Below are 7,324 nucleotides of genomic sequence, written 5' to 3'. Positions count from 1 at the left end.
CTCGACCCCGACCAAACCCCACGACTCGGCGGCAAAGCCCGCTTCACCCCACAACCGGGACCGCTGACTTCGCCTGCGTCCGCGCCGCCACGCGTTCGAACACCCGAAGCAAAGACTCCACCTGCTTCCGCACCCGCACCCCCACCTGTATTCGGGACCGCGATGAGCTGCGACGCGAGTCCGCCGGGCGTCGCCAGGGTGGGCGGCCGGGCGGCCACGACGTAAACTGAGCGGATGTCTCGTCGCAGTACCTTCACCGACCAATCCGTGACCTACGGGGCCATCGGCGCGACGCTCGACCCCGACTTCCTGCGATACCCGCCGGCGGGGTTCCGGCCGGCGGAGGATCGCGTGAAGCTCGGCTCCGGCTCGGAACGGTTCGAGCGCGCTGCTGAGCAGCTGATGACGTGGGGCGTGCAGCAGGGGTCCGGATTCACGGTGACCGACGTCTCACCGGGCACGGGCGCCCAGTACTCGGGGCTCGCGTTCGACCCCGAGGGCTCACCGCTCTCGGCGCAGCCGGCACAGCGCACCGAGCCGCGCTTCGCGGCCGACGGCACACCGTTCATCACCGCAGGCATGACGGCCACGCTCCGCAGCGGCCGCCACGCGGTGCCCGTGCTCGTCGTCTACGTCATCGACGAGCCCGACCGCATCGGATTCGCCTACGGCACGGCGGGCGATGCGCCGGAGGCGGGTGAGGAGTCGTTCATCCTGGAACGCCGCGACGACGACACGGTCTGGCTCACGGTGCGTTCGATCCTCGAGCCCGCGGGTGGCGCCCGCCGTCTCACGGCGCCGCTGCAACGTCGTCGCCGGCGTGAGCTCACGAAGCAGCAGCTCCGCGCGCTGCACCCCGCGTTCCCGAGCTGACGTGGCCGGCCCCCTTCCGCTCGGAGATCCCGCTCCGGCCGACGGCCGGCTGCCCGCCTCGGCGCGGGACGGCGCCGGCGAACGCGCGTTCGGCGTCTACCTGCACGTGCCGTTCTGCCGGGTGCGCTGCGGCTACTGCGACTTCAACACGTACACCGCGGGCGAGCTGCGCGGCACGAACAGCGCCGACTACGCCGGTCACGCGATCGCGGAGGTCCGGATGGCCCGCGGCGTGCTCGAGGCATCCGGCCTGCCGTCCCGCCCGGCGGCGACCGTGTTCTTCGGCGGCGGCACGCCCACCCTGCTGCCGGCGCACGATCTCATAGCCATGCTCGACGCCGTGCGCGACGAGTTCGGCATCGAACCGGGCGCCGAGATCACGACGGAGGCCAACCCCGACTCGGTCGGTCCCGACGACCTGCAGCGGCTCGCCGACGCGGGCTTCACCCGGGTGTCGTTCGGCATGCAGTCGGCGGTGCCGCACGTGCTCGCGACCCTCGACCGCACCCACGACCCGGCACGCGTGCCGCTCGTCGTCCGCTGGGCCCGCGACGCGGGCCTCGACGTGAGCCTCGACCTGATCTACGCCACGCCGGGGGAGTCGCTCGACGACTGGCGCCGGAGCGTCGACGAGGTCGTCGCGCAGGCACCCGACCACGTCAGCGCGTACGCGCTCATCGTCGAAGACGGCACCAAGCTCGCACGCCGTATGCGCCGGGGCGAGATCGCCGAGCCATCCGACGACCTCGCGGCCGAGATGTACGAGCTCGCCGACGACATCCTCGCCGAGGCGGGGTACGACTGGTACGAGGTGAGCAACTGGGCCAGGAGCGACGCGCAGCGGTCCCGGCACAACCTCGGCTACTGGCGGGGCGACGACTGGTGGGGCGTCGGTCCGGGCGCGCACAGCCACGTCGGCGGCGTGCGGTGGTGGAACGTGAAGCACCCGGCCGCCTATGCCGAGCGCCTCACGAGCGGCGTCTCGCCGGCCGCGGGCCGGGAGACGCTCGACGACGGCGCGCGCCGCACCGAGCATGTCCTGCTCACCTCGCGCATCCGCGAGGGGCTCGCGATCGACTCGCTCGGACGCGGCGCACCCCGCGATGACGTGCACCGTGCGGTCGCGAGTCTCATCGCGGACGAGCTCGTGGACGCGCGAGACGCGCTCGCCGGACGTGTCGTGCTCACCCGGCGCGGGCGGCTCCTGGCCGACGCCGTCGTGCGCCGCCTGCTCGAACCCGTCGCCTGAGACCGACGAACGCCCCCGGGCCGGCACGCGGCCGCCGGGGGCGTTCGTGATGGTGATGACTGAACGCGCGCGATCAGCTCACGAACTTGATCGTGAGCGGGTAGGTGTACGGCTGACCCTGGTTGGCCTTCACCGCCGCGATGATGCTGAACACGATCACGAGCACCCAGATCGCGATCGAGATGAAGATGCCGATGATGACGACCCAGAGGATCGCGCTCACGACCGCGGCGATCGTCATCGTGATCTGGAAGTTCAGGGCGGTCGCGGTGTGGGCACGTACGAACGGCCCGCGGTCCTTCAGCACGAGATAGCCGATCAGCGCCGGGATGAATCCGAAGAAGATCCCGCCGATGTGGACGAGCGTCGCCCACAGCTTCTCGTCGGCCGGGCTCATCTGCGGGTTCTGCTGGGGCTGGTAGGCGCCGCCACCGGGCGGCGGCGCCGACGGCGGCGGCCCGTTGGGCGGTCCGGGCGGCGGTCCCGCGGGCGGTCCGGGAGGCGGAGGCGGGGGCGGTGGCAAGTCGGACATGGTGTCTCCTTCATCGTGCCCGGTACACGGTATCGTCGCCATGTTCTCAGACCTGCCCGGTCGCACGGAAGAGCCCGCTCGGCGCGGCGCACCGGGCCGCCGGCCGGGGAAGTCGCGTATTATTAGCACTCATACGTGTGGAGTGCCAAGGGCGCGAAGGTGAGGGGTCGATGGTCTCGGAACGCGGACTGGCCGTGCTGCGCGCGATCGTGCAGGACTACGTGGCGTCCCGCGAGCCCGTCGGGTCGAAGTCGATCGTCGAGCGACACGCGTTCGGGGTGTCGGCGGCGACGATCCGCAACGACATGGCGCTGCTCGAAGAGGAAGAGCTGATTGCCGCACCGCACACGTCGTCCGGCCGGATCCCCACCGACAAGGGCTACCGGGTCTTCGTCGATCAGCTGAGCGACGTCCGCCCGCTCACGCCCGCACAGCGTCACGCGATCGAGACCTTCCTCGGCGAGGCGAACGACCTCGACGAGCTGCTCGCGCGCACCGTCCGCCTGGTCGCGCAGCTCACCAACCAGCTCGCCGTCGTCCAGGTGCCGACCTTCACGAGCTCACGCGTGCGGCATGTGGAGCTCGTGCAGCTGCCGCCGTCGCGCGTGCTCTGCATCGTGATCTCCGACTCGGGCCAGGTCGAGCAGCGACTCGTCGAGCTCGGCGAGGACGTCGATGCCGTGACCCTCGACTCGTTGCGCCTCCGGCTCAACCAGGTCGCCGCCGGCTTGACCCTCGCGGATGCGGCGACCGCGCTCTCGCGCGAGCTCGACGGCGCCGACCCCCGCCATGCCGACGTGCTGGCGACGCTCGCCGCGACGCTCGCCGAGCAGGCGGGGACGCAGCGCACCGAGCGCCTGGTCGTCGCCGGAGCGGCGAATCTCGTCCGCACCGAGCAGGACTTCTCGGGCTCGATCCTCGGCGTGATCGAGGCGATCGAGGAGCAGGTCGTGCTGCTCCGGCTGTTCAGCGAGATGGCGGCCGACCCGCACCGCGTCGCCGTGCGCATAGGACGCGAGAACGCGCCGTACGGGCTCGGCGAGACCTCGGTCGTCTCGACGGCCTTCTCGGTGCCGGGCCGTGACGTGTCGAGGCTCGGCATCGTCGGCCCGACCCGCATGGACTATTCGGCGAGCATGGCGTCCGTCCGCGCCGTCGCGCGTTACCTCTCGCGCGCGCTCGGCGAGCATTGACTTCGCGCGGGCCGGCGGCTCGCGTGACCCGAGGACCAGATCGAAAGGAACCACCCCTGCCGTGGCAGACCACTACGAGGTGCTCGGCGTCGCCCGTGACGCCACCCAAGACGAGATCAAGAAGGCGTATCGCCGGCTGGCGCGTGAGCTGCACCCCGACGTGAACCCCGGCGCCGACGCGTCGGAGCGCTTCAAGCAGGTCACGCACGCCTACGACGTGCTCAGCGACCCCCGCCAGCGTGAGCAGTACGACCACGGCGGCGGCCAGGGGGCGTTCGGCGGCCAGGGGTTCGGCGGCTTCGGCGACATCTTCGAGACGTTCTTCGGAGCCGGGCAGCAGACGAGGGGCCCGCGTTCGCGCCGCGAGCGCGGCCAGGACGCGCTCATCCGAGTCGAGGTCGGGCTCGACGAGGTCATCTTCGGCACGCATCGCGAGCTCGAGCTCGACACGGCGGTCGTGTGCGAGACCTGCAACGGCTCGTGCTGCCAGCCGGGCACCGCGCCCGTGACGTGCGACATCTGCCACGGCACGGGGTCGATCCAGCGCTCGGTCCGCTCGCTGCTCGGCAACGTCATGACGTCGACCCCCTGCGGGACCTGCCGCGGGTACGGCACCGTCATCGCGACCCCCTGCGTGACCTGCCAGGGCCAGGGCCGGGTGCGTGCGCGCCGCACGGTGCCCGTCGACATCCCCGCGGGCGTCGACACGGGGCTTCGGCTGCAGATGCCGGGCTCGGGGGAGGCCGGACCCGCGGGCGGGCCCAACGGCGACCTCTACCTCGAGATCAAGGTCAAGACCCACGACGTGTTCAGCCGCAACGGCGACGACCTGCTGTGCACGCTCGAGGTCGCCATGACCGACGCGATCCTGGGCACGACCGCGACGCTGCCCGCACTCGACGGCGACGTGTCGCTCGAGATCAAGCCCGGCACGCAGGCGGGCGAGGTGCTCACGATCAAGGACCGCGGCGTCGGGCGGCTCCGCGGTGGCGGCCGCGGCGACCTGAAGGTCGGCGTCCAGGTGCTCACCCCGACCAAGCTCTCGGGCAAGGAGCGCAAACTCGTCGAGCAGCTCGCCGCATCGCACAAGACGAAGGCGCCTGAGCTGAGCCACTTCCAGCAGGGTCTGTTCGCGCGGTTGCGCGACCGGTTCCTGAGCTGAGTGCGCTGGGTGACGACCGGCGGATGACTCGACGACTGTGGTGAGCGAAGGAGCGAGGTGACGCCATGAGCAGCCTGTACTTCGACGAGACGCTGGAGCTCCGTGGGCTCGAGGCCGGCGACACGGTCGAGCTGACCGGCGACGAGGCGAGGCACGCGGTCTCGGTCGCCCGGGTCCGGGTCGGCGAACGGCTCGCGATCGGCGACGGTCGCGGCACGATCGTGCGCGGCGAGGTCGTCGCGACCGCACCGAAGGAGCTGCGCCTCGCGGTCGGCGAGGTGCTCGCCGCCGCGCCCGCCGCGCCCGCCATCGCGCTCGTGCAGGCCCTCGCGAAGGGCGACCGCGACGAGCTCGCGGTGCAGGCGGCGACCGAGCTCGGCGTGGATCGCATCGTGCCGTGGGCCGCGGCACGTTCGGTGTCGCGATGGGAGGGACCGAAGGCCGCCAAAGGCCGGCAGCGGTGGGCGACGATCGCGCGCGAGGCGTCGAAGCAGTCGATCAGGGCCTGGCTGCCCGGGGTCGACGACGTCACCGCGACCGCGCGCCTGCCCGAGCGACTCGAGGGCTCCCGGCTGCTCGTGCTCGAGCCGACCGCGGAGACCGCGCTGAGCGCCCTCACGTTCGACGGTCGCGATCTCGCCCTCGTCGTCGGGCCCGAGGGCGGCATCGCGCCGTCCGAGCTCGACGCGCTGGCCGCCGCCGGCGCCGAAACGGTGCGCCTCGGGGCATCCGTGTTGCGCACCTCGACCGCGGGTCCCGCGGCGATCGCGGTGATCTCCGCCGCGCTCGGACGCTGGTGACCATGCGTCGCTACGATGGACCCATGACCGAGACCCGCGAACCGACCGTCTTCGAACGCATCGCAGCGCGCGAGATCCCGGCGCGGATCGTGACCGAGACCGACCGCGTCATCGCCTTCCACGACATCGCCCCCAAGGCGCCCGTGCACGTCGTCGTCACGCCGAAGACGGCCGAGTACCGCGATGTCGTCGAGCTCGCCGCGGGCGACCCGGCGCTGCTCGCCGAGGTCATCGACGTCGCCAGGGGCGTCGCCGCGGAGCTGGGCGACGGCGACTTCCGGCTCGTGTTCAACACCGGGGCGAACTCCGGGCAGACCGTCTTCCACGTGCACGCGCACGTGCTCGCGGGCGGTCTCGAGGAGGGGTCGCTTGCCGGACTCTGACTCGCTCGACCCGGCAGCGGCCGACCCGGCATCGCTCGACTCCGCCGGGGCCGGGTCGCTCGGCGCGAGCGACGAGGAGCGGCTGACCATCGACGGCATCGCGATGGTCCGCCTGCTGGGCCCGCAAGACCGGCTCCTCTCGAGCATCCAGCGCGAGTACCCCGGCGTCACCGTGCACGCCCGTGGCAACGAGATCGCCATCCGCGGCGACGAGCCCGACCGGCTCCGCGTGCGCCGCCTCATCGAAGAGCTCCTCGAGCTCGTCCGCCAGGGGCAGGACCCCACACCCACCGAAGTCAGGAGCTCAGCGCGCATGCTCGAGCAGGATCCCGGCGCACGCCCCTCCGAGATGCTCGGCCAGGTCATCGTGTCCAGCCGGGGCAAGACCATCCGGCCGAAGACCGAAGGCCAGCGCCGGTATGTCGACGCGATCGACGAGCACACCATCGTGTTCGGCATCGGCCCGGCCGGCACCGGCAAGACCTACCTCGCGATGGCCAAGGCCGTGCAGGCGCTGCAGCGCAAAGAGGTCAGCCGCATCATCCTCACCCGGCCGGCCGTCGAGGCCGGCGAGCGGCTCGGCTTCCTGCCGGGCACGCTGACCGACAAGATCGACCCGTACCTGCGGCCGCTCTACGACGCGCTCAACGAGATGATGGACCCCGAGCTCGTGCCGAAGCTGCTCGCATCGGGCACGGTCGAGGTCGCGCCGCTCGCGTACATGCGCGGTCGCACGCTGAACGACTCGTTCGTCGTGCTCGACGAGGCGCAGAACACGACGCCCGAGCAGATGAAGATGTTCCTCACCCGGCTCGGGTTCGGATCGAAGATGGTCGTGACCGGCGACGTCACCCAGATCGACCTGCCGGGCGGCGCATCGGGTCTGCGGCTCGTGACGCGAATCCTCGACCGCATCGACGACATCCACTTCTCGACGCTCACGAGCGACGACGTCGTGCGCCACACGCTCGTGGGCCGCATCGTCGACGCGTACACCGAGTACGACCAGCGCACGCAGGCGCAGCGGTTCGAGCGCGATCAGGCCCGCGAGTTCGCGAACCGTGCCGAGCGGCGCGGCCGGGCCCCGCGTGACCACCAGCCGCCGCGGCCCAAGAAGTAGGCCCGCGCCCAT

The 7,324-nt window shown here is 71.7% G+C and carries 8 protein-coding genes; 7 read left to right on the top strand and 1 reads right to left on the bottom strand.

Annotated elements, in window-relative coordinates; all coding sequences use genetic code 11:
* The first annotated feature begins 234 nt into the window (after positions 1 to 234).
* Together RH864_RS10425 and hemW are read left to right on the top strand one after the other, a co-directional pair.
* Positions 235 to 873, top strand: coding sequence for a DUF1990 family protein (locus RH864_RS10425; RefSeq protein ID WP_310517475.1), 639 nt, complete (start codon positions 235 to 237; stop codon positions 871 to 873).
* A 1-nt stretch (position 874) separates the two neighbouring features.
* Entirely contained in the window at positions 875 to 2,122 is a 1,248-nt protein-coding gene (gene hemW / locus RH864_RS10420) for a radical SAM family heme chaperone HemW (protein ID WP_310517474.1), read from the top strand.
* 73 nt (positions 2,123 to 2,195) lie between these two features.
* Here the strand turns inward: hemW and RH864_RS10415 are convergent, their stop codons facing one another.
* The gene (locus RH864_RS10415) at positions 2,196 to 2,654 is read right to left on the bottom strand and encodes a DUF4870 domain-containing protein (RefSeq protein WP_310517473.1); all 459 of its coding nucleotides are present in this window, start codon (positions 2,652 to 2,654) and stop codon (positions 2,196 to 2,198) included.
* Positions 2,655 to 2,824: 170 nt separating this feature from the next.
* Between RH864_RS10415 and hrcA the strand changes: the two genes are divergently transcribed.
* The 5 genes from hrcA to RH864_RS10390 all read left to right on the top strand — a co-directional run bounded on the left by hrcA (position 2,825) and on the right by RH864_RS10390 (position 7,312).
* Positions 2,825 to 3,847, top strand: coding sequence for a heat-inducible transcriptional repressor HrcA (gene hrcA / locus RH864_RS10410; RefSeq protein ID WP_310517472.1), 1,023 nt, complete (start codon positions 2,825 to 2,827; stop codon positions 3,845 to 3,847).
* Between the two features lie 61 nt (positions 3,848 to 3,908).
* A complete protein-coding gene (dnaJ, locus tag RH864_RS10405) occupies positions 3,909 to 5,009 on the top strand; it encodes a molecular chaperone DnaJ (RefSeq protein ID WP_310517471.1) in 1,101 nt (366 codons plus the stop codon).
* Positions 5,010 to 5,074: 65 nt separating this feature from the next.
* On the top strand, positions 5,075 to 5,809 hold the full coding sequence (locus tag RH864_RS10400; RefSeq protein WP_310517470.1) for a 16S rRNA (uracil(1498)-N(3))-methyltransferase: 735 nt from the start codon (positions 5,075 to 5,077) through the stop codon (positions 5,807 to 5,809).
* Between the two features lie 23 nt (positions 5,810 to 5,832).
* Positions 5,833 to 6,192: a histidine triad nucleotide-binding protein gene (locus RH864_RS10395; RefSeq protein WP_310517469.1), complete on the top strand. Its 360-nt coding sequence runs from the start codon at positions 5,833 to 5,835 to the stop codon at positions 6,190 to 6,192.
* A gap of 103 nt (positions 6,193 to 6,295) precedes the next feature.
* The gene (locus tag RH864_RS10390) at positions 6,296 to 7,312 is read left to right on the top strand and encodes a PhoH family protein (RefSeq protein WP_310517485.1); all 1,017 of its coding nucleotides are present in this window, start codon (positions 6,296 to 6,298) and stop codon (positions 7,310 to 7,312) included.
* Positions 7,313 to 7,324 lie beyond the last annotated feature (12 nt).

The organism is Agromyces aerolatus (assembly GCF_031432255.1).
Classification (GTDB): Bacteria; Actinomycetota; Actinomycetes; order Actinomycetales; family Microbacteriaceae; genus Agromyces.
This window is presented reverse-complemented; position numbering and strand designations above follow the sequence as displayed.